The sequence below is a fragment of the Streptomyces sp. NPDC127084 genome (assembly GCF_042724175.1).
Taxonomy (GTDB): domain Bacteria; phylum Actinomycetota; class Actinomycetes; order Streptomycetales; family Streptomycetaceae; genus Streptomyces.
Genome location: NZ_JBHXFA010000294.1, coordinates 1 through 1,911 on the forward strand (window position 1 = coordinate 1; position 1,911 = coordinate 1,911).

Sequence of the window (1,911 nt, forward strand, 5' to 3'; positions counted from 1 at the left end):
GGCAACGGCCCCGTCGGGGTGGCGATCGCGGTGGTGCCGGTTCCGACAGCGCCGGCGTTCACGCTGCTGAAGACCGTCGGCGGGACGTTCACCCCGGGCGGCCAGGGCACGTACACGCTGACCGTGACCAACAGCGGTGACGGGGCGACCGACGGCACCACGGTCACCCTCACCGACACCCTCCCCGCCGGCCTTACGGCGGCGAGCCTGTCGGGTACCGGCTGGACCTGCGTCCTCGCCACCCTGACCTGCACCCGGACCGACGCCCTCGACCCCGGTGAGAGCTACCCGCCGATCACCCTCACGGTCAACGTCTCCTCCGATGCGCCGGCCCAGGTCACGAACACCGCCACGGTCTCCGGAGGCGGTACCACCGACACCAGCACCGCCACGGCGACCACCGCGGTCAAGCGGGCCGAACCCAAGCCGACCCCCAAGCCCAAGCCGCCGTACGGCAAGCCCGGATACGGCAAGCCCGGATACGGCAAGCCCGGGAAGAAGCCCGGCTATGGCAAGCCGGGTCACGACCGACCGAACCATGGCCACCGCCCCGGCCCCGCCAGCAGTAGCCACGTAAGCCGCACGGCGTACACCCCAGCCGGTGGCCGGGACGTACGCCATGCGGCATCGGCTGATCTCCGGCGTTCCGCGTCCTCTCTACCAGGCCGACGAGGAACCGTGTTGGTTCTGAAGGTCGGCCGCGACACCTGATATGCAAGACGGTGGGTGCCCGGGGAGGCTCTGCTCCGGGCACCCACCATCAGCCAGGCCAGGCCTCGCGCTACGCCGACGCCTGCGCTGCCCATTCGAGTCCGAGCCCGGCGAGCCGTTCCAACTGCTCGCCACTGCAGGCTCCCAACGAGCTAGGGCAACTGGTCAGCCGTGTCCGCCATGGCCGCGAGCACTTTGTGATCAGCGACTACGGCCAGCTGGCTGCCGCCCTGATCCCCATAGAGAAACTCGAAGAGCTCCGGCGGCTGCGGGACGAGGCCGACATCGCGGAAGCCGATCGCCGAAATGCCGCCCCCACCGGTGAGCCGATGACCGTGACCATCGCTGCCCTCCCGGCTGCTCCGGTGATTACCAGTCCGGCTGATGGGTCCACCGTCAACGACAGCACGCCCACGTTCACGGGTACCGGTGGGGCGGGGGACACCGTCACGGTCACGGATGAGAACGACAACGTGATCTGCTCCGCCACCGTCGATGGCTCGGGGAACTGGACGTGTACCGCCGCCACGCCGATCGCGGACGGGGAGCATACCTTCACCCCGACCGCGACCAATGCTTTCGGCAGCACTGTCGGTGAGCCGGTGACCGTGACCATCGATACCGTCGAGCCCCCCACCGCGCCGGTGATCACCAGCCCGGCCGACGGGTCCACCATCAGGTGTGGCGAGCGCCCCAGCGCCTCCTCCGACTCCGCGCGTACGGGCCGACGCTGCACCATCGTCTTCACCGGTACCGGAGGGCCGGGGGACACCGTCACCATCACCGATGAGAACGACACGGTGGTCTGCACCGCCATCGTCGACGACTCCGGAAACTGGACTTGCACCGCGACGGTGACCAGGGGCGTACATACCTTCACCCCGACCGCCACCAACTCTGAGGGCACCACCACCGGCGATCCGGTGACCGTGACCGTCACCGCACCGGTGAGGCCGCACTACCCCCGGCCTCACCACCCCTACAAGCCCTACAAGCCGAACAAGCCACACCGGCCCCACAAGCCGCACGGCATGACCGGGCACAGCACGCCCCAAATCCTCGGGCGAGCCCTGTAAACGATGACCGCCCGGGTCGTGGCCCCGCCTCTCATGGTGGATTCAACAAATTGTCGCAACACGTGGAGTGTTAGGGGCGTCTATCAGTAGCTCGGTGAAGCGCTCGGCTGGGGTCTCCCAGCCG

General features: G+C 68.8%; 2 protein-coding genes. Both read left to right on the forward strand.

Annotated elements, in window-relative coordinates:
* Window positions 1–711, forward strand: a 711-nt coding sequence (locus tag ACFWI9_RS33315; protein ID WP_387168765.1) for a DUF11 domain-containing protein, incomplete at its 5' end; no start/stop codon positions are given.
* 197 nt (window positions 712–908) lie between these two features.
* A complete protein-coding gene (locus tag ACFWI9_RS33320; protein ID WP_387168768.1) occupies window positions 909–1,787 on the forward strand; it encodes an Ig-like domain-containing protein in 879 nt (292 codons plus the stop codon).
* The last annotated feature ends 124 nt before the right edge of the window (window positions 1,788–1,911 follow it).